This is a genomic window from Streptomyces virginiae (genome assembly GCF_000720455.1).
GTDB lineage: Bacteria > Actinomycetota > Actinomycetes > Streptomycetales > Streptomycetaceae > Streptomyces > Streptomyces virginiae.
In genome coordinates this window covers 72,300-95,189 of sequence record NZ_JOAK01000026.1, presented here as the reverse complement: position 1 = coordinate 95,189, position 22,890 = coordinate 72,300, and the positions used below count along the sequence as shown (strand labels likewise).

General features: G+C 70.8%; 38 protein-coding genes and 3 pseudogenes. 35 read left to right on the top strand and 6 right to left on the bottom strand.

Annotated elements, in window-relative coordinates; genetic code table 11:
* Nucleotides 1–45: 45 nt before the first annotated feature.
* Nucleotides 46–810, top strand: coding sequence for an SDR family oxidoreductase (locus tag IG86_RS0130315; protein WP_030824781.1), 765 nt, complete (start codon nt 46–48; stop codon nt 808–810).
* A 1-nt stretch (nt 811) separates the two neighbouring features.
* Nucleotides 812–1,723 carry an SDR family oxidoreductase gene (locus tag IG86_RS0130310; protein ID WP_030901190.1) on the top strand — a complete coding sequence of 304 codons (912 nt, stop codon included), beginning with the start codon at nt 812–814 and terminating at the stop codon, nt 1,721–1,723.
* On the opposite strand, the gene IG86_RS43255 is transcribed toward IG86_RS0130310, so the two are convergent.
* From IG86_RS43255 to IG86_RS0130295, 3 genes are all read right to left on the bottom strand, one after another.
* Entirely contained in the window at nt 1,700–1,873 is a 174-nt protein-coding gene (locus IG86_RS43255) for a hypothetical protein (protein WP_157854937.1), read from the bottom strand. The two genes, IG86_RS0130310 and IG86_RS43255, sit on opposite strands and share 24 nt — an antisense overlap.
* Before the next feature lie 221 nt (nt 1,874–2,094).
* Nucleotides 2,095–2,790, bottom strand: a complete 696-nt coding sequence (locus IG86_RS0130300; protein WP_030901188.1) for an HAD family acid phosphatase — start codon at nt 2,788–2,790, stop codon at nt 2,095–2,097.
* Between the two features lie 180 nt (nt 2,791–2,970).
* On the bottom strand, nt 2,971–3,867 hold the full coding sequence (locus IG86_RS0130295; RefSeq protein WP_030901185.1) for a hypothetical protein: 897 nt from the start codon (nt 3,865–3,867) through the stop codon (nt 2,971–2,973).
* A 171-nt stretch (nt 3,868–4,038) separates the two neighbouring features.
* Between IG86_RS0130295 and IG86_RS0130290 the strand changes: the two genes are divergently transcribed.
* The 3 genes and pseudogenes from IG86_RS0130290 (at nt 4,039) to IG86_RS0130280 (ending at nt 6,467) form a co-directional block, all read left to right on the top strand.
* Nucleotides 4,039–4,791: a S1 family peptidase gene (locus tag IG86_RS0130290; RefSeq protein WP_030824789.1), complete on the top strand. Its 753-nt coding sequence runs from the start codon at nt 4,039–4,041 to the stop codon at nt 4,789–4,791.
* A gap of 259 nt (nt 4,792–5,050) precedes the next feature.
* Nucleotides 5,051–5,649, top strand: a pseudogene (locus tag IG86_RS39265) (response regulator); the annotation flags it as partial.
* Between the two features lie 443 nt (nt 5,650–6,092).
* Nucleotides 6,093–6,467, top strand: a complete 375-nt coding sequence (locus IG86_RS0130280; protein ID WP_030901182.1) for a chorismate mutase — start codon at nt 6,093–6,095, stop codon at nt 6,465–6,467.
* On the opposite strand, the gene IG86_RS0130275 is transcribed toward IG86_RS0130280, so the two are convergent.
* Nucleotides 6,468–7,781: a site-specific integrase gene (locus tag IG86_RS0130275; protein ID WP_030901179.1), complete on the bottom strand. Its 1,314-nt coding sequence runs from the start codon at nt 7,779–7,781 to the stop codon at nt 6,468–6,470. It abuts the gene before it with no gap.
* 367 nt (nt 7,782–8,148) lie between these two features.
* A complete protein-coding gene (locus IG86_RS0130265; protein ID WP_051785506.1) occupies nt 8,149–8,670 on the bottom strand; it encodes a helix-turn-helix domain-containing protein in 522 nt (173 codons plus the stop codon).
* 214 nt (nt 8,671–8,884) lie between these two features.
* Here IG86_RS0130265 and IG86_RS45615 point away from each other — a divergent pair, with 214 nt between their 5' ends.
* From IG86_RS45615 to IG86_RS0130190, 16 genes are all read left to right on the top strand, one after another.
* Complete coding sequence (locus tag IG86_RS45615; protein WP_159040020.1) at nt 8,885–9,094, top strand: helix-turn-helix domain-containing protein; 210 nt, start codon at nt 8,885–8,887, stop codon at nt 9,092–9,094.
* Entirely contained in the window at nt 9,091–9,387 is a 297-nt protein-coding gene (locus IG86_RS0130260) for a hypothetical protein (RefSeq protein WP_030901171.1), read from the top strand. The genes IG86_RS45615 and IG86_RS0130260 overlap by 4 nt, the downstream gene beginning before the upstream one ends.
* 101 nt (nt 9,388–9,488) lie before the next feature.
* Nucleotides 9,489–9,788, top strand: a complete 300-nt coding sequence (locus IG86_RS0130255; protein ID WP_030901168.1) for a hypothetical protein — start codon at nt 9,489–9,491, stop codon at nt 9,786–9,788.
* Complete coding sequence (locus IG86_RS0130250) at nt 9,785–10,159, top strand: hypothetical protein (RefSeq protein ID WP_030901166.1); 375 nt, start codon at nt 9,785–9,787, stop codon at nt 10,157–10,159. The genes IG86_RS0130255 and IG86_RS0130250 overlap by 4 nt, the downstream gene beginning before the upstream one ends.
* Before the next feature lie 14 nt (nt 10,160–10,173).
* Nucleotides 10,174–10,512: a hypothetical protein gene (locus IG86_RS0130245; protein ID WP_157854935.1), complete on the top strand. Its 339-nt coding sequence runs from the start codon at nt 10,174–10,176 to the stop codon at nt 10,510–10,512.
* A complete protein-coding gene (locus IG86_RS0130240; RefSeq protein WP_030901161.1) occupies nt 10,512–10,697 on the top strand; it encodes a hypothetical protein in 186 nt (61 codons plus the stop codon). The genes IG86_RS0130245 and IG86_RS0130240 overlap by 1 nt, the downstream gene beginning before the upstream one ends.
* Nucleotides 10,698–10,785: 88 nt before the next feature.
* A complete protein-coding gene (locus IG86_RS0130235) occupies nt 10,786–11,046 on the top strand; it encodes a hypothetical protein (protein ID WP_030901159.1) in 261 nt (86 codons plus the stop codon).
* Complete coding sequence (locus tag IG86_RS0130230; protein ID WP_030901157.1) at nt 11,036–11,503, top strand: hypothetical protein; 468 nt, start codon at nt 11,036–11,038, stop codon at nt 11,501–11,503. The genes IG86_RS0130235 and IG86_RS0130230 overlap by 11 nt, the downstream gene beginning before the upstream one ends.
* The gene (locus IG86_RS0130225; protein WP_167751177.1) at nt 11,500–11,853 is read left to right on the top strand and encodes a hypothetical protein; all 354 of its coding nucleotides are present in this window, start codon (nt 11,500–11,502) and stop codon (nt 11,851–11,853) included. Before IG86_RS0130230 ends, IG86_RS0130225 begins: the two co-directional genes overlap by 4 nt.
* A gap of 108 nt (nt 11,854–11,961) precedes the next feature.
* Entirely contained in the window at nt 11,962–13,014 is a 1,053-nt protein-coding gene (gene bet, locus IG86_RS43765; protein ID WP_051785505.1) for a phage recombination protein Bet, read from the top strand.
* Complete coding sequence (locus IG86_RS0130215; protein ID WP_030764871.1) at nt 13,011–13,628, top strand: hypothetical protein; 618 nt, start codon at nt 13,011–13,013, stop codon at nt 13,626–13,628. The genes bet and IG86_RS0130215 overlap by 4 nt, the downstream gene beginning before the upstream one ends.
* Before the next feature lie 76 nt (nt 13,629–13,704).
* Nucleotides 13,705–14,025 (top strand): hypothetical protein, encoded by a 321-nt coding sequence (locus IG86_RS0130210; protein ID WP_030901151.1) that lies wholly within the window; start codon nt 13,705–13,707, stop codon nt 14,023–14,025.
* Complete coding sequence (locus tag IG86_RS0130205; protein ID WP_030901149.1) at nt 14,022–14,330, top strand: hypothetical protein; 309 nt, start codon at nt 14,022–14,024, stop codon at nt 14,328–14,330. Before IG86_RS0130210 ends, IG86_RS0130205 begins: the two co-directional genes overlap by 4 nt.
* On the top strand, nt 14,327–14,659 hold the full coding sequence (locus IG86_RS0130200) for a hypothetical protein (RefSeq protein ID WP_051785504.1): 333 nt from the start codon (nt 14,327–14,329) through the stop codon (nt 14,657–14,659). The genes IG86_RS0130205 and IG86_RS0130200 overlap by 4 nt, the downstream gene beginning before the upstream one ends.
* Nucleotides 14,656–14,925 (top strand): hypothetical protein, encoded by a 270-nt coding sequence (locus tag IG86_RS0130195; RefSeq protein ID WP_030901142.1) that lies wholly within the window; start codon nt 14,656–14,658, stop codon nt 14,923–14,925. The genes IG86_RS0130200 and IG86_RS0130195 overlap by 4 nt, the downstream gene beginning before the upstream one ends.
* Nucleotides 14,922–15,731, top strand: coding sequence for a hypothetical protein (locus IG86_RS0130190; protein WP_030901139.1), 810 nt, complete (start codon nt 14,922–14,924; stop codon nt 15,729–15,731). The genes IG86_RS0130195 and IG86_RS0130190 overlap by 4 nt, the downstream gene beginning before the upstream one ends.
* A 70-nt stretch (nt 15,732–15,801) precedes the next feature.
* Here IG86_RS0130190 and IG86_RS0130185 read toward each other — a convergent pair whose 3' ends face one another.
* Nucleotides 15,802–16,011, bottom strand: coding sequence for a type II toxin-antitoxin system prevent-host-death family antitoxin (locus IG86_RS0130185; protein WP_030901136.1), 210 nt, complete (start codon nt 16,009–16,011; stop codon nt 15,802–15,804).
* 156 nt (nt 16,012–16,167) lie between these two features.
* Here IG86_RS0130185 and IG86_RS43245 point away from each other — a divergent pair, with 156 nt between their 5' ends.
* The 14 genes and pseudogenes from IG86_RS43245 (at nt 16,168) to IG86_RS0130120 (ending at nt 22,827) form a co-directional block, all read left to right on the top strand.
* The gene (locus tag IG86_RS43245; protein WP_157854934.1) at nt 16,168–17,064 is read left to right on the top strand and encodes a hypothetical protein; all 897 of its coding nucleotides are present in this window, start codon (nt 16,168–16,170) and stop codon (nt 17,062–17,064) included.
* 2 nt (nt 17,065–17,066) lie between these two features.
* Nucleotides 17,067–17,810: an ATP-binding protein gene (locus IG86_RS0130175; RefSeq protein ID WP_030901133.1), complete on the top strand. Its 744-nt coding sequence runs from the start codon at nt 17,067–17,069 to the stop codon at nt 17,808–17,810.
* Nucleotides 17,807–18,082: a hypothetical protein gene (locus tag IG86_RS0130170; RefSeq protein ID WP_030901131.1), complete on the top strand. Its 276-nt coding sequence runs from the start codon at nt 17,807–17,809 to the stop codon at nt 18,080–18,082. Before IG86_RS0130175 ends, IG86_RS0130170 begins: the two co-directional genes overlap by 4 nt.
* A 52-nt stretch (nt 18,083–18,134) precedes the next feature.
* A pseudogene (locus IG86_RS45610) lies at nt 18,135–18,845 on the top strand (DNA-methyltransferase); the annotation flags it as partial.
* Nucleotides 18,846–18,916: 71 nt separating this feature from the next.
* Nucleotides 18,917–19,174 (top strand): annotated as a pseudogene (locus IG86_RS45605) (zinc finger domain-containing protein); the annotation flags it as partial.
* A complete protein-coding gene (locus IG86_RS44735) occupies nt 19,171–19,647 on the top strand; it encodes a hypothetical protein (protein ID WP_030901129.1) in 477 nt (158 codons plus the stop codon). The pseudogene IG86_RS45605 and the gene IG86_RS44735, both read left to right, overlap by 4 nt.
* Nucleotides 19,644–20,006: a hypothetical protein gene (locus IG86_RS44730; protein ID WP_030901271.1), complete on the top strand. Its 363-nt coding sequence runs from the start codon at nt 19,644–19,646 to the stop codon at nt 20,004–20,006. Before IG86_RS44735 ends, IG86_RS44730 begins: the two co-directional genes overlap by 4 nt.
* Complete coding sequence (locus IG86_RS43240) at nt 20,003–20,206, top strand: hypothetical protein (RefSeq protein ID WP_030901126.1); 204 nt, start codon at nt 20,003–20,005, stop codon at nt 20,204–20,206. Before IG86_RS44730 ends, IG86_RS43240 begins: the two co-directional genes overlap by 4 nt.
* Nucleotides 20,203–21,165, top strand: coding sequence for a DNA cytosine methyltransferase (locus IG86_RS0130145; RefSeq protein WP_063761581.1), 963 nt, complete (start codon nt 20,203–20,205; stop codon nt 21,163–21,165). Before IG86_RS43240 ends, IG86_RS0130145 begins: the two co-directional genes overlap by 4 nt.
* A gap of 69 nt (nt 21,166–21,234) precedes the next feature.
* Nucleotides 21,235–21,585: a hypothetical protein gene (locus tag IG86_RS39250; RefSeq protein WP_030901121.1), complete on the top strand. Its 351-nt coding sequence runs from the start codon at nt 21,235–21,237 to the stop codon at nt 21,583–21,585.
* 79 nt (nt 21,586–21,664) lie between these two features.
* Nucleotides 21,665–21,985 carry a hypothetical protein gene (locus IG86_RS0130135; RefSeq protein WP_030901119.1) on the top strand — a complete coding sequence of 107 codons (321 nt, stop codon included), beginning with the start codon at nt 21,665–21,667 and terminating at the stop codon, nt 21,983–21,985.
* A 70-nt stretch (nt 21,986–22,055) separates the two neighbouring features.
* Entirely contained in the window at nt 22,056–22,271 is a 216-nt protein-coding gene (locus tag IG86_RS0130130; protein WP_030901116.1) for a hypothetical protein, read from the top strand.
* Complete coding sequence (locus IG86_RS43235) at nt 22,271–22,420, top strand: hypothetical protein (RefSeq protein WP_157854933.1); 150 nt, start codon at nt 22,271–22,273, stop codon at nt 22,418–22,420. The genes IG86_RS0130130 and IG86_RS43235 overlap by 1 nt, the downstream gene beginning before the upstream one ends.
* 68 nt (nt 22,421–22,488) lie before the next feature.
* The gene (locus IG86_RS0130120; protein WP_030901113.1) at nt 22,489–22,827 is read left to right on the top strand and encodes a hypothetical protein; all 339 of its coding nucleotides are present in this window, start codon (nt 22,489–22,491) and stop codon (nt 22,825–22,827) included.
* Nucleotides 22,828–22,890 lie beyond the last annotated feature (63 nt).

Here is a 22,890-nt window from a genome sequence, read left to right as displayed (position 1 = left end):
CTACCTTTCCACCAAACATTTGTTAGGTGAGGAAGGTAGCAGCCGATGGAGCTCGACGGGAGGGTTGTCGTCGTCACCGGCGGAACCAGGGGCGTCGGCGCCGGGATCGCCCGGTCGTTCCTCGCGGCCGGCGCGGAGGTCGCCGTCTGCGCCCGGCGGCCCCCCGACCGGCCGGTGTCGGCGGACGGCCGCGAGGCGTCCTTCACCGGGCTCGACCTGCGCGACGCGGGCGCCGTACGGGACTTCTTCGACGCGGTCGCCGGGAGGTACGGGCGGCTCGACTGCCTGGTCAACAACGCCGGCGGGACCCCGTACCGGCTCCTCGGCGAGGGCGACGCCGAACGCCACGCACGGGTCGTCGAGCTCAACCTCGTCGCCCCGATGACGGCCTCCCTGGCGGCCCACCCCTGGCTGAAGCGGGCCCGCGGCTCGGTGGTGATGATCGGCAGCGTCAGCGGAACCCGCCCCTCACCGGGGACGGCGGCGTACGGCGCGGCCAAGGCGGGCCTGGAGAACCTGGCCCGGTCCATGGCCGTCGAGTGGGCACCCGAGGTACGGGTGAACTCGCTGGTCCTCGGCATGGTGCGGACCGAACTGGCGCACCTGCACTACGGCGACGAGGCCGGGATCGAAGCCGTCGGCGCGACCGTCCCGCTGGGGAGGCTCGCCGAACCGGCGGACGTGGGCGACGCGGCGGTCTTCCTCGCCTCCGACCGGGCGCGGTACGTGAGCGGGGCGAGCCTGCTGGTGCACGGCGGTGGGGAGCGCCCGGCGTTCCTGGATGCGGCAACTGTCAACAAGGAGGGCTGAGATGGCGGGACTGTGCGAGGGTCGGGTCGTGATCGTGACGGGCGCGGGGCGGGGGCTGGGCCGGGCCCACGCGCTGGGCTTCGCCGCGGAAGGGGCGAAGGTCGTCGTCAACGACCTGGGCGTGGGACTGGACGGGCTGCCCGGGCCGGAGAGCCCGGCGGCGCAGGTGGTCCGCGAGATCGAGGGGCTCGGCGGCGAAGCCGTGGCGCACGGCGGGGACATCGCGACCGCGCAGGGCGCGGACTCCCTGGTGCGGGCCGCGGTCGACGCCTTCGGCCGCCTCGACACGCTGGTCAACAACGCGGGATTCCTGCGGGACCGGATGCTGGTGAACCTGGACGAGGACGACTGGGACGCGGTCGTGCGGGTCCACCTGAAGGGGCACTTCCTGCCGCTGCGGTCGGCCGCCGCGTGGTGGCGGGCGGAGGCGAAGGCCGGCCGCCCCGTGGCCGCCCGGGTCGTCAACACCTCCTCGGGTGCGGGCCTGCTGGGCTCCGTCGGCCAGGGCAACTACAGCGCGGCCAAGGCGGGCATCCTCGGCCTGACGCTGGTCGCGGCGGCCGAGATGGGCCGCTACGGCGTCCAGGTCAACGCCATCGCCCCGGCCGCTCGGACGCGCATGACGGAGGAGGCCTTCGCGCAGACCATGGCCGCCCCCGAGGACGGCGGCTTCGACGCGATGGCCCCGGAGAACGTGGCCCCGCTCGTGGTCTGGCTGGGCGCGGACGCCTCGGCCGGGGTCACCGGACGGGTCTTCGAGACCGAAGGCGGCCGGATCACCGTCATGGAGGGCTGGCGGCCGGGCCCCACGGCGGACCGCGGCGGGAGGTGGACCCCGGCGGAGGCGGGCGAGACGGCGGTGAAACTCCTGGCCGCGGCCGCGCCGCCGCTACCGGTGTACGGCTCGCGCTGACCCGCCGCCGCCGGCGCCTGCGGGCTCGGGGGCGGCGGGGGCGGCGGTGGTGGTGGCGGGGGTGGCGCCGCCGGTGCCGCCCTCCGCGCCGCGCAGGTCCGGGAGGAGGGTGAGCCCCTGCCGCGGGGTGCGGGCGAGGAACGGACCCACCCGCGGAGGCCGGAAACGGAAGCGGGCCCGGCCCCCTGGCGAGGGGTCGGGCCCGAGTCTTCGTCGGTGCGTTGAGGTATGACTACCCGCTGGGTCCACCCGCTGAACCGCAGTCAGGCCATCTGTTGTGCGCGAAGTTGTGCGCAGTTGCGTGACGTCACGCGACGGTCGCTCGAAGGGTGCGCGTGCGAGGCGGGAGCCGTGCGGTTCCCGCCGGTGCGTCAGGAGAGCTTGCCGTTGTAGTCCGGGAGCTTGACCGTGCGCTCGGCGTGACCGCCGACCAGATCGGTCGGGCTGTTCCCGATGTTCGCGATGATGGTGTAGCCGCGCGCCTCGATCTCCGCGCGCTTGGCCGTCTTGTAGGTGCTGACCTCCTCGAAGAGGTCGGGCAGGTCGCGGACGTAGAGCCCGGACACCGGGTAGCCGACGGCCTTGAGGTTGTACTCGGTCAGGGAGTGGATGATCCCGGGCCGGGCCGTGACGAAGAAGACGGCGACGCCGCGCGCGTGGGCGTACTGGGTCAGCGCGCGCACCTTGGCGATCGCGGGGGTCGGGTAGGTCCAGAACCAGTGGAAGTCCGTCTCCAGCGAGGTGTTGTCGATGTCGAGGACGAGGGCCGGCTTCTCACCGGCGGGCGAGTTCGCGATGCGCTGCTCGATGGCCGGACGGGCCGCGTCGACGACGGCGGCCACCTCCCGCTGCCAGGTGGCGTAGTCGATGCCGAGTATCGCCGCGTTCCCGCCCGGTGCGGACGCGGACGCGGAGGCGGGCGCGGGCGCCGGTGCGGAGACGGCTGCGGGCGCGGCGGCCGGGGCCGCCTGGGCCGCGGTGGCCGGAACGAGCGTCAGGACGGCGGCCGCTGCGGCCACGCCGACGGCGGCGGTTCGGGGCGTGCGGGTGCGGCGGGAACTGCGCATGGGGGGCGCTCCTCGGTCACGAATTGGCATGTACGTGACCAGAGTTGGCGAGAACCGCACCCATGTCTACTGGCCGGTAGGAAACTTTTCGCGACCGACCGGTGAATGATCAAGCCATATGCGGGCGGACCGGGCCCAGGGGGTCCTGTCGGTCGGCCCGGCATGATCGGCAGGACACCCCTACGTGTCGCAGTCGAGCACCGTGCGGCACAGACCGCACCGCGCCCGCAGCCGTCCGCGCACCGGCACCCGCACCCGCTGCTCGCACACCGGGCACGGGAAACTGACCCGCAGCCCCGGGCCGGACCCCTCGCGCTCGAAGCGGTACGCCGACCCGTCCGCCGGGGTGACCCCGGTGCGCCGCGCCCTCGCGTACCGCCGCCGCGCCCCCGGGCCGGCGGTGGCGAGCGGGGCCCGGCGGTGGTCCCGGGCCGCCAGCGCGCTCCCGCGCACGTAGGCCTCGTAGGCCTGGGGGCTGGTGAACCACGTGGACGGGTCCTCGCCGAACAGCGCCGCCCGCTTGGCGAGGACGTAGCCGAACTCCTCCGGTGTCAGGTAGCCGAACCTCTGGTGGGTGAGCGCGTCCTCCCGGTAGGCGTCCAGGAGCAGCCAGCCCGCCCCCAGGTAGGCGGCGGCGGTGTCGGTGAGGATCTCGTTCTCCGCCGGATCGGGGAAGGCGAGTTCCAGCCGGTGCAGCAGAACGTGGGCGACCTCGTGCGACAGGGCCGCCGCCAAGTCCCGACGGTGGGTGCGGAAGCGGTCGTTGACCTCGACGAAGTACTCGGGGCCCGCGGCCAGTTCCACCGTCGCGGCCTCCTCCATCGGCCGGAAGGCCACCACCATCCGCGCGTCGGGCAGCCGTAGCGCGCGCACCACCGCCGAGGCCACCCGCTGCGCCCCCAGGTGCAGATCGTCCGAGGTGTCGAAGGCGGCCTCGGCGGGGGAGAGGCTCGTGGCGTGGGCGCGGACCCCGTCGGCCGACAGGCGGCGGAAGAGCGCGGTGATCGAGGCGCGCACGGTCGACAGGTGCGGAAATCCGTGCTCGATGACCCCGCCCCGCCCGCCGTTCTCCTTCATCGGGTGCTCCTTACCGCAATCCCTGTCGCCTTGTGGGGAGTTGGCCGAAACTGCCTTCTTGTTGGCCGCCATCCTCCTGATGTGTCATGGACCCGTCATTCCCCGATGACACGCACGGCCCAACCCCCCACGAAAGGCAGTGTGTTGACTGTGTCCAGCCTTGTGCGATTCATGAAGCGCACCCTCGCCGTCGGCGCCGTCGCCCTCGCGGCCGTCAGCCTCCAGCCCGGCACCGCCACCGCCGGCACCGCACCCGTCGTGGGCGGCACCCGAGCCGCCCAGGGCGAGTTCCCCTTCATGGTGCGCCTCTCCATGGGCTGCGGCGGCGCCCTCTACACCCAGCAGATCGTCCTCACCGCCGCCCACTGTGTGAACGGCTCCGGCAACAACACCTCCATCACCGCCACCGCCGGAGTCGTCGACCTCAACAGCTCCAGCGCCATCAAGGTCAAGTCCACCAAGGTCCTGCAGGCCCCCGGCTACAACGGCACCGGCAAGGACTGGGCCCTGATCAAGCTCGCCAAGCCCATCAACCTGCCCACCCTCAAGATCGCCGAGACCAAGGCCTACGACAACGGCACCTTCACCGTCGCCGGCTGGGGCGCCACCCGCGAGGGCGGCGGCCAGCAGCGCTACCTCATGAAGGCCACCGTCCCCTTCGTCTCCGACGCCGCCTGCAACGCCGCCTACAGCGACCTCGTCCCCGGCGAGGAGATCTGTGCCGGCCTCATCGACCAGGGCGGCGTCGACACCTGCCAGGGCGACTCCGGCGGCCCCATGTTCCGCCGCGACAACGCCGGAGCCTGGATCCAGGTCGGCATCGTCAGCTGGGGCATCGGCTGCGCCCGCCCCGACTACCCGGGCGTCTACACCGAGGTCTCCACCTTCGCCGCCCAGATCAAGAGCGCCGCGGCCACCCTGTAGCCCCCACCCGCGAACGCCCGCGCCCGCGCCCTCGTCCTCCCGGCCCGGCACCAACCGGCCGGGAGGACGAGGCGCTCCCGCACCCGCAGCCCGGGCCCCGCGACACCCTTCCGGCGGCCCGCCGTGCGGTTGCGGGCCGCCCCACGCACCGGTCCCACGGGAGGGAAGCGGAGGCAGCGGGCGACAGCGGGGCAGGTGGCACACGGCGATCAGCGTGGTCATCGCGGACGACCAGGAGGCGGTCGGAACCGGCCTCCGGATGATCCTCGAAAGCCGTCCGGACATCGAGGTCCTCGCCGAGGTCCTCGCCGAGGTCCTCCCCGACGTCGTCGACGGAGAGGCAGCCCTCGCCGCCGTGGCCGGGCACCAGCCCGACGTCCTGCTCCTCGACCTCCGCACGCCGGGGCCCGACGGCCTCGAAGTCACCCGGCGCCGGTCCGGCAGCGACCGGCCACGCATCGTCATCGTCACCACCTTCGGCCTCGACGAGTACGTCCACGCGGCGCTCCACGGCGGAGCATCCGGCTTCCTCCTCGAAGACGCAAGCCCGGCCGTGCTGGTTGAAGCCGTACGGGCGGCGGCCGTCGGCGCCCCCCTCGTCCCGCCCGCCATCACCGTGCGGCCGCTGCGCGAGATGGCCCCGAAGACCCCGGCCTCCCGGGCCCGCCGCCCAGCGAACCGCTCACCGAACGCGACGTCGTCCGCCGCCCCGCGCGCGGCATGACCAACGCCGAGATCGCCGTAGAGCTCCACGTCTCCCTCTCCACCGTCAAGACCCACCTGGCCGACGACCAGGCCAAACTCGACGCCCGCAACCGCGTGGAGATCGCCGCACGGGCCTGGGGAAGCGGCCCGGCCGCCTTCCGGCCGAGCCCCGCGCGCTGCCGGCCCCGCCGGCGTGTCAGGCGCGGGGTCCGTGGCGGAGCGCCGGGAAGCCGCGGCGCAGCCGCCCCGCCGCAGGCCGGCCGTGCCCGCACGGGCCCCCGTACCCCCGCGACCGTCACCGTCACCGTCACCGTCACCGCCCTCCGCGTCACCCTGCGCACCGTCCCCGCAGGCTCGATGTCCGCATCGCCGACGACGGAGGCCGGCCGCGCCCGCGGTCTGCGAAAAGGCCCGCGGCGGCTACGGCCTCCCCGGCACGGCCGAACGCGCCGAAGCCCTCGGCGGACACCTCATCGCGGGCCCCAGCCCCGACGGGGGCTGGGCCGTCGCCGCCGTCCTACCCCTGTGACCGACGCCGTCTCACAGGCCGACATGCCCCGCGACCTGCACGCCCGCGCCACGTATTCTCGACAACCATGAACATCAGCGACCTCGACAACGGCACGGGCAACGGCAAGGGCGCCGCCGACGGCATCGACGAGAACGTCACCGCCGAGCTCGCCCGCCTGCGGGACAGCATCGACAACATCGACGCGGCCGTGGTCCACATGCTCGCCGAACGCTTCAAGTGCACCCAGCAGGTCGGCCACCTCAAGGCACGCCACCAGCTGCCCCCCGCCGACCCGGGCCGCGAGGCCAGCCAGATCGCCCGGCTCCGCCAGCTCGCCGAGAACGCCAAGCTCGACCCCGCCTTCGCCGAGAAGCTCCTCAACTTCATCATCGCTGAAGTAATTCGTCACCATGAGACGATCGCAGAGGAGGCTGTGACCAGCGAGGGAACCTCCGGCTGACTATTCGGAAGCCTCTCCAGGAAGATCATTTAGGAGAGATTTAGGGGATCTGGTCCGTTCCCAGACGGAGTCCCACCCGAGGTTTCCCATCGCCCGCTCGTACAGCTCCTGAAGCCCGTCGAGGCGTTGCTGCCGCATGGTGGGCGTGGGGTGCCGGTACGTGCCCTTGATGCCAGGGTACTTATGCCCCATCTGCTCGTACCCCAACACCGGCCGCACGTCGATCTGCTCCTGCCACGTGTCGTGCGTATGCCGCAGGTCGCGCATCGTCAGCCCCGGCATGATTGGTTCCCATTTCTCCTTGAGCGCTGTGCCGCGCGCCTTCGGACGGGCTTCCCGCCCGTCGGCCGCCGGCCTGATGATGCGGAACCACTCTGAGCGCCACCACCACTTGCCGGTCGGCGTGCAGAAGACGAAGTCGTATTTCCACTCCTTCAGGTGCTCTCGCAGCAGCTGAGCTAGAAACGGTGGTAGGTCAACGTCCCGCGCCGAGGGCCCGTTCTTCGGAGGCTCCAGCCCCCGGAAGATCTTCCGGTTCCCCTCCTCGTCGCGGATGTAATACTCGGCTAGCGCGCCCTCGTCCTCGTCGATCCGGATGATCGGACAGGAGAACACCTTCCCGTCATGCCGCTGCTTCCGGGTTAGCAGCGCGTTCCGCCGGTGGAGACCGACGAGCTCCTCCCAGCGCAGGCCCGTAAAAGCAGCCGTAAGAACGTGCATCCCATAAGCAGGCCCGAGCCGGCGCGCGAGCTGGAGCACAACCTCGGGTGTGGCCCACCGCTCCTCGTCGGGCTTCTTCTTCGCCGTGTCCGCGGGCATGCCCGTGAGGCGCCGCCCCGCCAGCGGATTGACCGCCAGGTGCTTCGCGTCTACCGCGCCGTTCAGGATCCGGGCCATGAGCTGCACGCAGTCCTTGACCGTGCTGCGGGCCGCCGTCTTGGCCACCTTCCTCGCCCAGGCCTCGACATCGAACCAGTTGAAGGCGATCAGCGGAGTGTGCTCCCACTCGGGGAGGATGTGAGCTTCCAGCCGCTCCCACTGGTTCATCGTGGTCCGGCCGCGGACGGCCTGGGCCTTCATCCACGTGTCCTTCGTGAAGACTCCGAACTTCTTGGCGGACAAGTTCGGGTCGATCCAACGACCCTCCCTCATCGCGGTCTCCTGCGCCTCTCCCCACTCCTCCGCGAGCTTCTTCGTGGGGAAGCCGGGCCGGCTTCCCCACTTCTCGTCGGGCCGCAGGTACCTGCACCGCCACGTGAACTGCTTGGTCTGCTTGCCGTTGCGGACCTTGTAGACCTTCTCGGCGTATGCCATGAGGACCTCTCGCGTCGGCGGGCCGTCAGCCGGCCACAGCGCGCAGCAGGGGGCGCTCGCAGCTCGGGGCCGACCGCAGTGTGAGCCCGGGTACGTGGATGGCCAAGGCCTCGTCGATGACGGCAACTGCCCTGTCGGTCAGATGGCCCTCGTGGAAGAGGGCAGGGTCGACAAGGACGCAGGTGTGTGGAAGTTGCCGGTCAACCCAGACGAGGGTGCCATTCGGCATCTTGCCAGGAACTCGGAAAACGTGGACACACATCGGCCACCCCTCGTCCTCTTGGTGGCCCCATGGTCGACGTTCTGTTATCGAACCACATCAGGGGGTCAGTTGGGAGGGGGTGTACGAAAGTCGTCCAACGCTGAATTAAGCCTGGTTTGCCGCAGGGCCATCCTCGCCATCGCGCTCCACTTCGACGGCCTCGAGCAGGTGCTGATATGCCACCCGCCACTTCTCGAGGTCCCGCCGAAGTTCGGCAGCACTGGCGCCCGGCTTGCCCTTCACGACGACGACCATGCGGGCGTCGTCGCCGAGCGGCACAACCGTGGTGTCCAGGAGTGCGCCGTCGTCGGCGAGTTCGTCAACGATTCGCAGGGGCAGCCGGCTTTCCGTGAGCGCGTCATCTGGGACCGGCGGGGGAGTGGCGGCAGGCTCAACGGTCGGTTCGCCGCCGGCCAGTACTGCCTCGATAGAGCCGTCGGCCCATCCGACGCGGCGCGCGAAGGCGCGCTGGGTCTGTGAGGGCTTACTGAACTGCTTGCCCCGCTCGATGAGCTGGACGACCGAGCGGCCCACGCCCAGTTCGTCCGCGAGCTGCTCTTGTGTGACTCCGGAGGCCTTGCGGGCGGCCTGGAGTGCCTTCCCTAGCCGTGCCCAGTCGCGATCCATGGGCACATGATGCCGCAACCTCGTGCAACCAAGAAGCCTACTTCCCGCGCTTTGACCTGCTGCTTAGTAAGCATTTCAGCCGTTCTCGGTTGCATCTCGCGCTCCTTGTGTGCGCCCCGTGTGCGCCTGTCACGCAGTGTCGCGCTCTGAAAGTGAGCCAAGAGTGTCGTCAGACTGCTTGCGCATTGAGCACGCAGAGGCGTAGTTTCTGAGCGTGAGACCGAACGGACCGGCACAACGGGCCATACGGAAGGCTCAGAACAAGAGCCTCCGCTTGCTCGAACGCATTACCGGATTGGATCGCGGATACCTCTCGCGAATCGAGACAGGACAGATCCGGCATGTGGCGGATACCTCAGTCCAGAAAATCGCCGACGCCCTCGGTGTCCCCACCGAGGCAATCACACACAAGGAGAAGACGTGACCGTCGAGGCCACCGAAACGCCCCCGGTCAAGCGGCGCCGCAAGCCGGCCCAGCAGGACAACTACGCGGCCGCCCTGAAGAAGAAGGCCGACGCCGAGCAGGAACTCGTCCGATGGACGCCTGAAGAGGTGGTGGCTCTCAAGCTTCTGCCCTACCGGAGCGTCCGCGTGCTCAAGCGGAAGTGCAACCGGCGGGAGGTCTGGTGCCACTTGGACGGTGGCCGGATCACCTTCACCGCGGAGGACATCCGCCGCGAGAACGAACGCACCGCAGTCGCCCCCATCGCCGCTTAGCGGCTATGCGGCCCCGACCGCCGGGCTACCACACACCGGACAGTCGAGGCCTCCCGATCCACCCCTCACCTGCACGCCTACATGCAAGGAGAAGAGGACCGATGTCCCACATCATGCCCGATCGGGTCGCGAACCTGATCCCCTCCCAGCGCCCGAAGCCCGCCGATCCGACCGCGACGTCCGACGCGGTGCGCCGGTTCTCGGCGAAGCGGCGCCCCCTGCCGCAGATCACCGCCGCGAGTGTCGCGGATCGGGTCGACGCCGAGATGTTCCGGTTCCGTGGCCCGCTGCTGTCGGTCGAGGACCAGGGCGACCGCGAGATGCTGCTGGCCGAGTACGCGGCGGCCGACAAGGTTCTGTCCGGTGTGGCGCTGCGGCAGTCAACGGCGGTGCTGTCATGAAGGACACGTTCCCGGTTTCCACTGACTCGCCGGCCGTCGCCGCTCTCACCCCGGCCTCGCCGCTGGACGCCTGGAACGCGGCGAACCCGATCGGTACCTGGGTCATCGCCTACCCGGGTGCTCGCGGCGACCGACCCGTGATCACACGGACCCGCGCCGAAGCCGGCTTCAGCCGGAACGGACTCCCGGTTGTCTGGCTCGAGGGCTACGACGGATACCTCCGGCTGGAGCACGTCACCCCGATCACGCAGAAGCGTGCCGGCGCGCTGCTGGAGCAGCGGCACCAGTTCCTTGACCTGGACGCCGACTCCTCCTGCCCGTTCGAGGGCGCCTGCCGCTACCCGTACCTGACCCTCGGAGGCCAGCCGTGAAGCTCCTTGCACCGATGGCCGGCCCGCTGATGGCGCAGGCCGACGAGGACGGTCGGGCGAAGATCCGCCGCGCGTTGACCGGGCTGCTGGGTAACCGCGCCTTCCGGATCCGGATCACGCCGGTGATGTGGGACGTGGACGGCAGCCCGCAGATGAGGCGGGTCGTGCTTCTGCTGGATGGTCTGGGTCGGGAGATCCCGACGCCGCGGGGCGCGCACCAGTTGATCGTGGACGCGGTGTGGTCGGTGTTTCCGGAGCAGTGGCTCGACGTCGCCTGCGAGTACGGGGTGAGTTCGGGTGAGCTGCGCCGGTACGACGCGCCGGTCCCGTCGTTCCTGCGGGCGGTGGCGTGATGGCCCGCACCGAGACGGTGGTGTCGGTCCTGCTGTCGGACCCGCCGCCCGTACTGGTCGCCCCGGCCCTGCTGCGCGCGCTGGACCTGACCGACCGCGAGCCGCCGGCCTGGATCCAGGACGCGGACCTGCGGGCGTCGATCGTCGCCGGGTTCGTGGACCTGCCGGACTGGGGGACGCCGTGACCGTCGCCCAGGCAACTCTCCGGACGCTTCTCGCCGCGGCTGTATCCGCCCTCGCCCTCTGGTGGGGCCGTCGAACCTGGAGGACCACGTGACCGCCCGCTACCCCGTGATCGTGGAAACCCGCGAACGCCACCTCGTCTGGGAGGAAGCCGACAGCCAGGAACAGGCCGTCGCCCAGCTCGCCAAGTGCGAGGAGGTCTATCAGGACCTGAACGCGTCGACCCTCCTCGAGAACGGCCTTGACCTGTACGTCGAAGCGCCCAGCGAGTGGGAGTGGGACGACCTCATCGACGAGCACCCCGAGGTCGCCGCGCTCCGCCCCACCGAGGAGGACTCTCATGGCCACTGACCCGATGGTCGCCGAGCTGACCGAACTCCGCGCCAAGCTGCGGATCAACGAGCAGCAGCTCGAGGAACGCGACCAGCGCGTAGCAGACCTCGAAGCGACGCTTGAACGGTACGTCGGCAAGGAGCCCACCGTCCGCGACGAGATGGCCTACCTGCACCGCTGCCTGAACGCCGTCTTCAACGCATGCCGGGTAGCCGAGAAGCAGGCCACCCGCTGGGAGAACCCGCTGCCCGTACCCGAGTGGGTGTCCACAGTCCGCTCCGCCGCGGCCGGCGAACACGACGACTGGCCCGCCGACAACCGGCGCCGCATCTACCTCGACGGCACCGGCCAGGCCTGGATCGAAACCACCAAGGGCTTCGTCACCCAGATCGAGATGCCCCTGTGGGACGGCGAGCCCATCGCCAACGTGCGGGAGAAGACCGGCGAGATCCACGAGATCGGCAGGACGTGGTGAGCCTCCCCGTCATAGACCGGTTCCGGTCCCGCACCACGGCCCGCGGCCAGCACCGGGCCCAGGACCGGCTCAGCCGGCTGGAAGTCGAACTGCAGCTGGAGCGGGCCCGCAACGCGGACCTGCAACGCCGCCTTGACGAGTCGCAGGCGGCCAGGGACAAGGCCAACGCGAAGGCCAACCGGCTCGGCGAACAGCTTGCCGCGGCGGTCGAGGCCACGCGACAGAACCAGACCGCCGTCTCCTCCCTCACCGCACACCCCGCCGTCACCGACACCCAGCCGATCCCGGTCCTGCCGCTCCACCTGGCGCCGTTCGCCAGCCCCGACCCGGCCCACGTGCCGGGCGCCTGAAGACCCGCCGGGGCCAGCCGTGCACCGACCGGCCGCCCCGGCGCCAAACCACCACCGCTGAGGGCCCCACACCGGGGCCCCAGCCCGCCACACCCTGAAAGGCTCACCGTGAGCACCGAAATCACCAAGGCAGGCGGCAGCCTCGCCATCCGTCCCGACCAAACCAACTGGACCCCCGAGCAGGCCGCCGTACTGCGACAGGGCGGCATCGACAACGACGTCACACCCGCCGAACTCTCCGGCTTCCTCCACCTCTCACAGCGAACCGGCCTCGACCCGTTCACCCGCCAGGTCTACCTGATCGGCCGCTGGGACAACCGGCAGAAGCGCAAGGTCTTCACCCCCCAGACCAGCATCGACGGCTACCGCGTCATCGCCCACCGCGTCGTCGCTGCCGCCGGCCACACGCTCGGCTACGAAGACACCCTGTGGTGCGACGCGTCCGGCCGCTGGTACGACGTCTGGCTGTCGGACGAAGCGCCAGCCGCCGCCAAGGTGGTCGTCGTCCGCAACGGACAGCGCTTCCCCGCGGTGGCCAAGTACTCCGAGTACGTGCAGCGCGGCAAGGAAGACAAGGTCATCGGCCTGTGGGGCAAGATGCCCGCGACCATGACCGCGAAGTGCGCCGAGGCTCTGGCCCTGCGCATGGCCTTCCCGCACGACCTGGCCGGTGTGTACACGGCCGAGGAGATGGCGCAGGCCGACAATCCGGAGCCCGAGCGGCACCTCCGCTCCGTTCAGCCGGGCGAGGCGGACCCGTGGGCCACCGCCGCACCGGTGGCACCGGCCGCTCCGGCACGGGACTTCGTCGCCGAGGCGCACGCCGCTGCCACCGCCGACGAGGTTCGGCAGATCTACCGCGACGCGTCCGCCGCCGGCTACGGCCCCGGCACCGCGACCCTGCAGGAGATCGCCGAGGTGGGCAAGGCCAAGGCAGCGTCGCCCGCCGCCCCGGCCCCGGCTGACACGGTCACCGACGCCGAGTTCGCGGACCCGGTGGCCGAGGCCGAGCAGCAGCTCCGGGCCACCGCCACCCGCGTCGGACTCGACACCCTCGACGCCGACTTCCAGCAGTCCTACGGCATCCCCATCGGCGAGGCCGGCGTCCAGCAGCTGACCGAAATGACGCAGATCCTCAGCGGCACGGCAGGTGCCGCATGAGCCTCCGTGACAATGCCGCGCAGGAGGCGTACCTCAAGACCCTCCTCGACGTCATCAACATCGCGTACAAGGCGAAGCGGGCCGAGGTGCAGCAGCAGCTCGACGACCTCGCCCGGGAGACCGGCACCCGCCAGATCGTCGTCACGCTCCCCGACGGCATCGAGGTCGGCAAGGTCAGCCTGACCGCCGGCAGCAGTGAAGCCAAGGTCACCGATGCGGACGCGTTCAAGGCGTGGGTGCTCCAGAACCACGCCGGTGAGATCGAGCGCGAGTTCCGCACCAGCGTCCGGCCCGCATTCGAGAAGAAGGTGCTGGCCGAGCTGACCGCGGCGGGCGGTACGGAGTGGGCGGATCCGGAAACCGGCGTCATCCACGACGTACCGGGCGTCAGCATCGCCCCTGCCAGCGCCCGCACCCACAGCGTCCGGTTCGGAAAGACGGGCCGCGACCAGGTGATGGCCGCATGGCGCAACGGCCAGCTGGCCGGAGTCGCCCTGCCTGAGCTGGCGGCCGGCCCGGCCACCACCACCCCCGCGGGACCGTGCCCGCCGTGTCAGGACCCGAACGGGCCGTGGGACGCCAACGGCCTCTGCGAGGACTGCCCCCACCAGTAATCCGCCTTCGGGGTCCCGCCCGCCGCAAACAGGCGGGGCCCCACCCCTCCAGTACAGCAGACGAGAGGACACCACCATGGACACGAAGCCCCTCGAAACCCGCTGCGACAACTGCGCCCAGTCCCGGCCCGTCTTCCTGTACGAGCCCAACTGCGGCATCCACCTCGGCGCAGGCGGCTTCACCTGCCCCTGGTGCGCCATCGACCGACAGCCGCTCCTGTGCACGCCGTGCTGGTCCGCCCGCAAGGAACGCGAAGAGGCCGACCCCGCGCTGAACTCGGAAGCCGAAGTCATGGAGCGGATCTGCGCCGCCAACCGGCGCTACGCCAAGAAGCGCGACGCCGACCGGGCCGTCTGCGAGGGCATCGCCAAGGCCACCGAGGAACGGTCGTCGTGAGGGCCTTCTACCGCGGCTACAGCGCCGCCACAGGCCGCCGGGCCGGCCAGGTACGCCGACTCCACGTCATGCGGGAGGACGGCAACTTCGCCGGACGGCAGGGACTCTGCGGCGCCCCCGGCTGGGGTGTCACCAACAGCCCGGCCGTGATCCTCGACCCGTTGCCCACCCAGCCCCCGCCCGGACTGTCCTGGTGCCGGTCCTGCATCGGCCACGCAGCCGATCTCGTCGGCCAGCTGGACGCCTTCGCCCGCCTCATCGCCGCCCTGAACGACCTCGCCATGGCAGAGGAGTCCGCGTCATGACCGTGCAGCCCCACCTCGACGGAACCATCCCCACCCCCACCATCCCCCCCGCCCGCCGCAAGGCCGAGGACTACGAGACCTGGGTCGCGGCAGTCCGACCCGACCTTGTAGCGGCAGGCAAGACCGGCAAGCCGTTCCTGTTCTGGCAGATCCTCTGCAGGCCCCACCTGCCGATCGCTCCCGATCCCGCACACGACCCCGGCCGCCTCGCCGCCACCCTCCACCGCGACCGGATACTCCGGACCGCCGGCTACGGCAAGACCCGCGACAAGTCCGCCGTCCAGCGGTGGCGCGGCACCCGCGACCTCATCGAGGGGCGAGTCGCATGACCGCCTACGACTGGGCCGTCGTCATCGCCATCGGCGCCCTCCTCGTCCTCGCCAGCAGCTACCGAGGCAGCGACGACGAGGACGACGACCGGGCCGCCTGGCAGGCCAGCACCACCACCCGCCGCACCGAAGACGACGTCCGCCGCGACCTCGCCGCCGCACGCAAAGCCCTCGAGGTCGCCCAGCTGTACGACATCTGGCCCGACCCGCCCCGCGGCACCACCCAACTCCCCACCCAGCGCCAGCCCCGGAAGGACCAGCCGTGACCAGCCGCCCCTACGCCATCCGAATGGCCCGCTCCCGCTGGAACCAGCGCCGCAGGACCCTCATGCAGCAGGGCCAGTGGCAGCCCTTCACGCCCGCCCAGCCCGTCCGTGATCACGTCAACGCCCTCCGCGCGGCAGGCATGTCCCCGGCCCGCATCAGCGAACGGACCGGAGTCGGCGTCGGCACCCTCAACTACCTGCTCTTCGGCGAGGCCGGCTACCCGGTCCCTGCACAGATCCGCACCGAGTCGGCCAACATCCTGATGGCGTTCTGGCCGACCCTCGACGACTTCGCCGACGGCGCCCGCATCGACGAAACCGCCACCCTCCGCCGCATCCAAGCCCTCGCAACCATGGGCTGGCTCCCCGCCGAGATCGCCAAGCGCACACCACTGAGCAAGCACACCTTCTTCAACATGCGGCCTGGGCGCCGGGTCACCGCCGCCGTGGCCCGCGTCGTCCGCGACTTCTACCAGGAGTACGCCGACAAGCCGGCCGAGGAGTGCGGCGTCCGCCTCCGCTCCGCCCGGTACGCCCGCACCTGGGCAGCTGCCAAAAACTTCGCGGCCCCCATCGCCTGGGACGACGACACCATCGAGGACCCTGCAGCCGAACCGAACTACGGCGAAACAGTGCCCCGCTACATCGCCATCGCCGAGGACCACGCCGAGCTGGAGCGCCTTGGGCACGACCGGCAGCAGATCGCCGAACGCCTCGGGGTCAGCAAGAACACGCTCGACCACGCCCTCTCCTACTACCGGCAGAAGCAGGCCGAAGCCGCCACGCAGCCGGCCGCCGCGGCCTAGCCGAACCCCACCCGCACACGACAAAGCCCCGCGGTCAACGCGGGGCTCGAGGAGAGGAGGAGCTATGAGGTCAGGACTTCGGAGCAGCGGGCACGACCGTCTCGCCGAGAGCCTCGAGGGCCCGTTCGTAGAACTCGAACGGGACGATCACGGCCGCCTCCTTGCCGCGGTTCATGAGGACGGTCGTCTCGCCGGCGAACCGGGCGCGGGCGATCACTTCGCCAAGGACGTTGCGAGCGTCGGCGATCTTGTCGCGGTGCTCGGTTCGGGTCGCGGTCATGCAACCACAGTAGCGGATTCGCTGGGTACTACAACAGCGCAAACTCGCGTTCTTAGCTATGATAGCTATGTAGGCGTCGGCGTGTTGAACCCGCCCTAGGGCCCCTGGTTCCACGCGCCCGCCCACCCCGCAACACCACCCGAGAGAAGAGAGCTCGTGGGAATCCGGCTGATCGTTGAGGTGCTGGACTACGCGCCCGCCGACCTGACATGGCGCGAGCGATGCGCCCTGCTCGTCCTGGCAGAGAACGCCAACGACAGCACCAGGCAGTGTTGGCCCGGCATCGAAGACGACCCGGAGATCGCGCACCGCATGCGCCTCCCCGGACGCTCCAGCCGGTACGACGTCATGAGCGCACTCCGCAAGAAGAAGGCCCTCGAGACCGTCTCAGCCGGCCGACGAGGGCACCGCGCGGTCTACAAGGTCGCGGAGATGGGCCCCACTTTGGGTCCGGAAACCCAGGACCCTAACGGCGAGACAGGGTCCGGGAACTCCGGACACAGGGTCCCGGATCCACGGACCCAAACCGAAGGAAAGGGTCCGGAGAACCCGGACCCTAACCCTGAGAAAGGGTCCGGGAACCACGTAGTTAGGGTCCGGGAACCACGTGAACAGGGTCCGGAAACCCAGGACCCCTTCCCCTCAGACCCCTCAACCCCCTCAACAGATAAAGACTCTTCTCCCGCCGCCGTCAGCCGTCCCGCTCCCCGGGCAGGCGCCAAGACCGGCCAGCAGAAGGACCACCACCTCGCCGCCTTCGGCGCCTTCTGGCACAACTACCCGCTCAAGCGAGCCCGCGAGGAAGCCAAGAAGGCCTGGATCGCCGCCATCGAACGCGGAGCCGATCCCCAGCGGATGGTCGACGGCGCCCAGGCCTACGCCCGCGAGCGGCGCGACCAAGACCCCCAGTACACGAAGCACCCGGCGACCTGGCTGAACAAAGGCTGCTACGACGACGAGCCCGCTGGCCAGCCCAACCTTCGGGTCGTCGACGGCCAGAAGTACCAGCCGTTCCGCCTCGACCCGAACGCCAACTACGCGAACGGATTCTGACCATGCCCGAACCCAGCCGCGCTTTCGGCGGCGACCTCACAGCCCGCCTCCAGCGAGTGCTCGAAGCCCGCGGCCTCGACCACATTGAACCCGGGCCGATCGACGACACCCCCGACGAGGACGAGCCCGGCCACCCGGAGTACCACCGTCGCCGCCGTGCCGCCTGGTCCCTTGCTCGCTGGGAGACCGCCACCCCCTACCGCTACCAGGGCGCCACCTGCACCCACCCCGAGCTCCAGGCCTGGGCCGACCGCGTCGTCGCCAACCCCCGCAGCGCCGGGTTCGTCCTGCTGACCGGATCGTTCGGCACGGGCAAGACCCACCAGTCCTACGGGGCCCTGCGCCGGATCGCCGAGGCCGGCCCCGACCGGTACGAGGTCATCGCGATCACCGCCCCCGACATGTACGCCCTGATGCGGCCCGGCGGCAGTGAGCGAGGCACCGAGTACGAGGTGAAGCGGCTCAAGAAGATCCCGCTGCTGCTGATCGACGACCTCGGCACCGAGAAGATCAGCGAGTTCACCGAGGAAGCCACGTACCGGCTGCTGAACGAGCGGTACAACGAGTCCCTGCCGACGCTGATCACCAGCAACTTGCCCGCTCTCTCCGCGGTCGACGACAGGGGCGTCAAGCAGGGCCCCGACCTCACCGACAAGCTCGGCGAACGGATCGCCGACAGGCTGCGGGAGATCACCCACATCGTGCCGATGGAGGGCCCGAGCCGGCGTCGGCGAGGCGCGGCATGAAGGCCGACGACCCGCGCATGGCCGCCGTCGAATGCGACCTGGCCCGGATCAGCTACGAGCACGGCCAGAACGGCATCGCCATCGCCGAGCAGTGGATCACCGCACACGTCAGCGCGGTCCTCGCCGTCCAGAAGGGTCGAGCCGCAGACCCCAGGGCCTTCCCCCAGTTCGGCGACGGGACTCCCGAGGAGACCGCCCGCCGGATCGTCGCCCGCCTCTTGGACGCTGGCTGGCGTCCGCCGGACACCGAATGCCTCGAGGTCAGCCCATGACCCCACGCGACCGCGACGGCACCCAAACCAGCACCACCTGCCACTGCCCCGGATGCACCACACCCACCCAGGAGGACCAGTGACCAGCCCCACCGCCTACTACTCCGACGATCAGGTCACCCTCTACCACGGCGACATGCGGGAACTCCTGCCCGCGCTGGGGCTGCAGGCCGACCTCGTCTGCACAGATCCTCCCTACGGGGAAACCTCACTCGCCTGGGACCGGTGGCCCGACGGCTGGCCCGCCCTCGCCGCCAGCGTCGCCTCGTCGATGTGGTGCTTCGGGTCGATGCGCATGTTCCTCGACCGGCGCGGCGACTTCGACGGTTGGAAGCTCAGCCAGGACATCGTCTGGGAGAAGCACAACGGTTCCGGCTTCGCGACTGACCGGTTCAAGCGCGTTCACGAGATCGCCACCCACTGGTACCGCGGCAGCTGGACCGCCATCGCCCACGACGTTCCCCGGGTCGCTGCACAGCACGGCAACAAGGGCAAGGTCATAGCGCGAGCCGTCCGCACCCCGCACACAGGCGACGTCGGCCAGTCCACGTACATCGACGACGGGCAGCGCCTAATGCGGTCGGTGCTCGCCGTTCCGTCCATGCACGGCCGCGCCCAGCACCCCACCGAGAAGCCGCTCGGCATCCTCGACCCGCTGATCCGCTACGCCTGCCCGCCTGGTGGTCTCGTCGTTGACCCGTTCGTGGGCTCCGGCAGCACCCTGGATGCCGCCCGCCAGTCCGGCCGCCGCGCCATCGGCATCGAAGCGAACGAGGCGCCCCCCCCCCCCCCCCCGCCCCCCCCCCCCCCCCCCCCCGCCCCGCCCCCCCGCCCCGACACCCCGCCCTCACCATCCGCTGCCCCCACTGCGCAGCCGCCGAAAACCAGCGCTGCACCACTCGCTCCGGCCGCGTCACGAAAACCGACCCCCACCCCGCCCGCCAAGCCGCCCACGCCATCGCCACCGCCGTCTGCCCCACCTGCCAGGTGCTCCAGACCTACCCCTGCCGCGACAACCACGGCAACGAACTTCCCGACAGCAGCCCCGTCCACCCCGCCCGCTACACCGAAGCAGGAAGGCCCGCAGCATGACCAACACCACCACCCACCAGCCGACCACCGTCTACGCCGGTCCCGTGGACTGCATCGAGCGGGAGTGCGAGGAGTTCTGGGACGACGAGGGAGAGGACCGCCCCGGCGTCAACCTGTGCTCGCACATCGCCGCCGAGCAGATCTGCGCAGCCTGCTCCGAACCGCCCAAGGAGGAAGGCGGCTACTGGCAGCGGACCGTTGCTTGGCCCTGCAAGCACGTCGCACCGGAGCCCGAAGGCTGCCACGCCTGGCAACTGACCCCGAGCAGTCACAGCTTCATCGACAACACGATCGACAAGCTCGGCGTCTTCACCAAGGACTACTGGCAGGAAGTCGACGGCAAGCTCGCCGTCGTCGGCCTACGCATCGGGCAGCGGCCCGGCCACGTCATCGCCTTCTACGGCGACTGGATCATCCGGCACCCCGACGGCGGCTTCACCATCCACAAGGGGCCCGCCGAGGTGACGGCATGAGCCCGATCCGCCCCGAGAACCGGGCCCTCTACCCGATGAACTGGCCCGACATCAGCCGAGCCATCCGCATCGACCGCGCCATGTGGCGCTGCGAATGCGACGGCCGCTGCGGAACCCCCCACGGCGGACGCTGCACCGCCCGCAACAGCAAGCCCAACCCGATGACCGGCTCCATCGTCGTCCTCACCGTCGCCCATCTCGACCACAACCCGGCCAACTGCGACCCCGCCAACCTGATGGCCGCCTGCCAGGCATGCCACCTCCGGTACGACGCCGAGCACCACCGGCAGACCCGGGCCGCCACCCGCCGAGCCGCCGTCGAGGCTGCGGGGCAGCTGCCCCTCGAGGCCGACCGGTGACCGCCGCAACGGCCGAGCAGCAGGCCCGCCTCGCCACCCTCGCCGCCGCCATCCGCACCACCCGACGGCAGCCGGCCGCGCCGCCGTCCCCCTGGACCCCCGAACAGCAGCAGCGGCACCGCACCACCCTCACCCACGCCCTCGACGGCACCGAATGGCATCAGCCCATCCCGCCACGACCCCGAAAGGCCACCCGATGACCGACCTGTTCGCCGGCCCCGGCGGCATGACCCTCGGCGCCCGCACCGCCGGAGCCCCCGGCATCGGCATCGAGTGGGACGCCAACGCCGTCGCCACCCGCCGCGCCAACGGACTCCCCACCGTCCACGCCGACGTCCGCAACCACGGACCCGCCGACTTCCCCGACCGCCGCACCCTCAAGGCCGGACCTCCCTGCCAGACGTTCACCATGGCCGGCAAGGGATCCGGGCGGGCCGAGATCGCCCGACTCGTCGCCGCGGTCCACGGCATGGCGGCTGGAATCCCGGCGCCGACCTTCGCCGACGAGCGGACCGGCCTCGTCCTCGAACCGTTGCGTTGGATCCTCGGAGCCGAATGCCTAGACCGGCCCTACGAGACGATCGTCCTGGAGCAAGTGCCCAAGGTTTTGCCCATCTGGCACGCCTACGCCCACGTCCTCGAACGCCTCGGCTACGGCGCCGCAACCGGCATCCTCCGCACCGAGCAGTACGGCCTACCCCAAACCCGACGCCGGGCCGTCCTCGTCGCCCGATACGCCGCCGACGCCCACCTGCCCGCACCCACCCACCGCCCCTACCGCAAGGGCATCCCACAGCACGAAGGCGACCCGACCCTCCTGCCGTGGGTGTCGATGGGCGACGTCATCCGCGACAGCCCGTTCGAGGTGATCTCCAACTACGGCACCGGCGGCGACCCCCGCAACCGCGGCCGACGCACCAGTGCCGAACCCGCATTCACCGTCACCGGGAAGATCAGCCGGCTCCGGCTCGTCGACCCGATCGGCAACGAACTCCCGCGGCTCACCCACTCGGAAGCCGGACAGCTCCAGGGTTTCCCCGCCGACTGGCGGTGGGCTGGCAACGACATCAGCCAGCAGATCGGCAACGCCTGCCCCGTCCCGCTCGCCCACGCCCTTGTTGCCGCGGCACTGGGGCAGCACGCACTCGCCACGGCCTGAACAGCAAGCCGGCCCGCCGAGGTGAAGTCGGCGGGCCGTGCACCAACCATCCCACGAACGGAGCCCCCGATGGCCAGCATCCGCACCGACCGACCGCCCACCCGCGAGCAGCTCCTCGTCCTCGCCGACCGCGCCGAACGCGGCCAGCTGACCGCGGCAGAGACGGCCCGACTCCGGGCCGGCATCAGCGCCGTGTTCGCCAGCCAGCGGATCGTCGGCGACCGGACCCGCCTCGCAAGCCGTGCACGACGCGAAGCTGCCGACCGCATCGCCGCCGTCACCCGCCTTACCGCTGCCGCCCGCAGGCGAGGCATCCGCAGCATTCCCGTCCGGGACCTGGAGATGGCCATCGGGGCCGCTGTACGCCCGTCTGGCGCGACGGGAGCCCGTGAAGGCCGCCGGGTAGCTCAGAGCGCCTGAGAGGCCCGCAGAGGGCCGCACGACGATCCGCCGCCCCAACCGACCCCCTGACCCGACCCGCGCACAAGGAGAAACCCACATGCCCGAGTACCCGCCGCCGGACGACCGCCTCAAGCACCTCCTCGCTCAGGAGATCAACCTCAGCGTCGACACGTGGAAGCTCGCCTTCTGGATCGCCGACGGCATCGTCAAGAACCCGGAGATCCGTGCCGAGCTGGACCGCATCGCCGCCGCCCACCATGCCGGGCAGCACTGCGGGGACCGGCACTGCGCACGCTGCTTCGCCGTGGCACTGACCGACGGCGAGACCGTGGCCGCTGCCGCCAAGTGCGTGAGCTACGTCGGCGACCACATCCGCTGTGACCGCTGCACGCGGCCGCTGGAAGCGCACTCCGCCTGACCCCGCCTACCGGTCGTCCTCCTGGGGCGGCCGGCCCGGACACCACCCACACCACCGGAAGGACCCGACCGTGCACAGCAACGACGACCACGTCCACGAGGTCTGGATCATGACCTGCGGCACTGACGAACTCACCATCGAACTGTGGACCGACCTTGAGTCCATCCACGTCCACGGCGGCGACGGCGAGGCGTACAGCGGCAGCCGCACGGAGATCGTCGACAGCCTGGTCGCGAAGTACGAGCAGGCCGGCTGGACGCTGACCGCGAACCACGAGGTCGCCTGATGGCCGAGCCCTTCGTCCCCGTTGAGCCTGCGCCCGACGAATGCCCCGAGTGCGGCACCAAGGCCTTCGAGCTCGAACACCCCACCGCCGAACGCCCCTTCCCCGCCTGGATGTGCACCGGCTGCCGCTGGGGCACCGCCGCCTACTGACCGCTCCGCCGCCGCTTCGACCCGACTCCCGCCTAGCCCCGCCCACACCACTGGAAGGAACCGCCCTCATGAACCGCTTCGAGTACACCGACCCCGACGGAGACCGTCTCCGTGTCGAGCCCTTCCCCGGGCGCCCGGCAGTCCTGTTGATCCTCGGCACCGACGGGGAGGACGACACCGCGAGCCTGCGTGTCCCTCTGGACCGGGTCGAGGAGGTCGTCTCCGGGATCCGCGACATGGCCCGCCAGGCCGGAGGAGCCGCGCCCGCACCTCGCCGCCGGCTGACCGAGCTGGAGCACACCGCCGCCTGGCACGCCATCGAAGGCACCGCCGCCGAGGAAGGCGCCGACCCCGACACCGTGCTGAACGCCGTCCTCCGCGCGCTCAACATCGACCCGCCCGCCTGATCAGCGCCCGGCCGCCCTGCGGGCATGGCAGGGCGGCCGACCCCACCAGCATCCACCGGAAGG

Bases quoted from the DNA above. Each gene is read 5' to 3' on its own strand.
- IG86_RS0130245 (WP_157854935.1), top strand. From the start codon at position 10,174: ATGGCCGGCCCGCTGATGGCGCAGGCCGACGAGGACGGTCGGGCGAAG.
- IG86_RS44735 (WP_030901129.1), top strand. From the start codon at position 19,171: ATGACCAACACCACCACCCACCAGCCGACCACCGTCTACGCCGGTCCC.
- IG86_RS0130240 (WP_030901161.1), top strand. From the start codon at position 10,512: ATGGCCCGCACCGAGACGGTGGTGTCGGTCCTGCTGTCGGACCCGCCG.
- IG86_RS0130215 (WP_030764871.1), top strand. From the start codon at position 13,011: ATGAGCCTCCGTGACAATGCCGCGCAGGAGGCGTACCTCAAGACCCTC.
- IG86_RS0130170 (WP_030901131.1), top strand. From the start codon at position 17,807: ATGAAGGCCGACGACCCGCGCATGGCCGCCGTCGAATGCGACCTGGCC.
- IG86_RS0130175 (WP_030901133.1), top strand. From the start codon at position 17,067: ATGCCCGAACCCAGCCGCGCTTTCGGCGGCGACCTCACAGCCCGCCTC.
- IG86_RS43235 (WP_157854933.1), top strand. From the start codon at position 22,271: ATGGCCGAGCCCTTCGTCCCCGTTGAGCCTGCGCCCGACGAATGCCCC.
- IG86_RS0130275 (WP_030901179.1), bottom strand. From the start codon at position 7,781: ATGGCATACGCCGAGAAGGTCTACAAGGTCCGCAACGGCAAGCAGACC.
- IG86_RS0130200 (WP_051785504.1), top strand. From the start codon at position 14,327: ATGACCGTGCAGCCCCACCTCGACGGAACCATCCCCACCCCCACCATC.
- IG86_RS39250 (WP_030901121.1), top strand. From the start codon at position 21,235: ATGGCCAGCATCCGCACCGACCGACCGCCCACCCGCGAGCAGCTCCTC.
- IG86_RS0130290 (WP_030824789.1), top strand. From the start codon at position 4,039: ATGAAGCGCACCCTCGCCGTCGGCGCCGTCGCCCTCGCGGCCGTCAGC.
- IG86_RS0130265 (WP_051785506.1), bottom strand. From the start codon at position 8,670: ATGGATCGCGACTGGGCACGGCTAGGGAAGGCACTCCAGGCCGCCCGC.
- IG86_RS0130310 (WP_030901190.1), top strand. From the start codon at position 812: ATGGCGGGACTGTGCGAGGGTCGGGTCGTGATCGTGACGGGCGCGGGG.
- IG86_RS0130230 (WP_030901157.1), top strand. From the start codon at position 11,036: ATGGCCACTGACCCGATGGTCGCCGAGCTGACCGAACTCCGCGCCAAG.
- IG86_RS0130195 (WP_030901142.1), top strand. From the start codon at position 14,656: ATGACCGCCTACGACTGGGCCGTCGTCATCGCCATCGGCGCCCTCCTC.
- IG86_RS0130295 (WP_030901185.1), bottom strand. From the start codon at position 3,867: ATGAAGGAGAACGGCGGGCGGGGCGGGGTCATCGAGCACGGATTTCCG.
- IG86_RS0130315 (WP_030824781.1), top strand. From the start codon at position 46: ATGGAGCTCGACGGGAGGGTTGTCGTCGTCACCGGCGGAACCAGGGGC.
- IG86_RS0130120 (WP_030901113.1), top strand. From the start codon at position 22,489: ATGAACCGCTTCGAGTACACCGACCCCGACGGAGACCGTCTCCGTGTC.
- IG86_RS0130210 (WP_030901151.1), top strand. From the start codon at position 13,705: ATGGACACGAAGCCCCTCGAAACCCGCTGCGACAACTGCGCCCAGTCC.
- IG86_RS0130250 (WP_030901166.1), top strand. From the start codon at position 9,785: ATGAAGGACACGTTCCCGGTTTCCACTGACTCGCCGGCCGTCGCCGCT.
- IG86_RS0130300 (WP_030901188.1), bottom strand. From the start codon at position 2,790: ATGCGCAGTTCCCGCCGCACCCGCACGCCCCGAACCGCCGCCGTCGGC.
- IG86_RS0130255 (WP_030901168.1), top strand. From the start codon at position 9,489: ATGTCCCACATCATGCCCGATCGGGTCGCGAACCTGATCCCCTCCCAG.
- IG86_RS0130145 (WP_063761581.1), top strand. From the start codon at position 20,203: ATGACCGACCTGTTCGCCGGCCCCGGCGGCATGACCCTCGGCGCCCGC.
- IG86_RS44730 (WP_030901271.1), top strand. From the start codon at position 19,644: ATGAGCCCGATCCGCCCCGAGAACCGGGCCCTCTACCCGATGAACTGG.
- IG86_RS0130280 (WP_030901182.1), top strand. From the start codon at position 6,093: ATGAACATCAGCGACCTCGACAACGGCACGGGCAACGGCAAGGGCGCC.
- IG86_RS0130135 (WP_030901119.1), top strand. From the start codon at position 21,665: ATGCCCGAGTACCCGCCGCCGGACGACCGCCTCAAGCACCTCCTCGCT.
- IG86_RS0130185 (WP_030901136.1), bottom strand. From the start codon at position 16,011: ATGACCGCGACCCGAACCGAGCACCGCGACAAGATCGCCGACGCTCGC.